Annotated in this window: 1 protein-coding gene and 1 pseudogene; both read left to right on the forward strand. The window is 39.6% G+C overall.

Going from position 1 to position 776, the window contains the following annotated elements:
• The first annotated feature begins 238 nt into the window (after nucleotides 1–238).
• Entirely contained in the window at nucleotides 239–460 is a 222-nt protein-coding gene (locus ABEA42_RS18520) for a LuxR C-terminal-related transcriptional regulator (protein WP_425572050.1), read from the forward strand.
• A pseudogene (locus ABEA42_RS10295) lies at nucleotides 460–776 on the forward strand (IS21 family transposase); the annotation flags it as partial. The gene ABEA42_RS18520 and the pseudogene ABEA42_RS10295, both read left to right, overlap by 1 nt.

Here is a 776-nt window from a genome sequence, read left to right on the forward strand (position 1 = left end):
GTATGTGGATATTACGGATCGTTTTGTGCCAGGTATTTCGGTGGGTTAGTGCCAGTTATATCGGTTCAAATTGTGCCAATATTTACGGATCGTTTTGTGCCATTTTTGGGGTTCAATTCATTCCATAGCGGATCGTTTTGTGCCACAGGCTGACCAGTTTTCCCAGCCACTTTGAAAGATCAAGTACAATTATCTTGTCGCAAAAAAGCGATTAGATATGGCAAACACACTTGATCCTATGGACCTTAAACAAATTATCACATTACACTTAGACGGTTACAGTAATCGTAAAATAAGCGACATTCTAAGCATATCCCGGAACACGGTGAATACCTACATGAAGCGTTTCAAAGCTAGTGAATATTCTTTTGAGGAGCTTTTGAATTATGACAATGCAGCCTTGACGGCACTTTTCACTTCATTCACCACTCTTGATACTGANAAAGACAAGATAAGCTGATGCTTTATTTTGAGAAGGTCAATAAAGCTCGAAATCATCCCGGATTCACTTTTCTATACCACTACCAAGAATATACTCAGACGACCAAGAACGCCTATAGCTATACTCAATTTATGGAGCATTATCGTCGCAAATATGCCAAGGTAAAAGGTTCCATGAAGTTAGAACATGAGGCGGGTAAAGAAATGTTTATAGATTTTGCTGGCAAGAAGCTGCATATTATTGATAGACAGACCGGTGATATAATCCCTGTGGAGGTGTTTGTGACCATATTACCCAACAGCCAATATACTTATGTTGAAGCCACTGAGAGCCA

Source organism: Pedococcus ginsenosidimutans, from assembly GCF_039544395.1.
GTDB classification, from domain to species: Bacteria; Actinomycetota; Actinomycetes; order Actinomycetales; family Dermatophilaceae; genus Pedococcus; species Pedococcus ginsenosidimutans.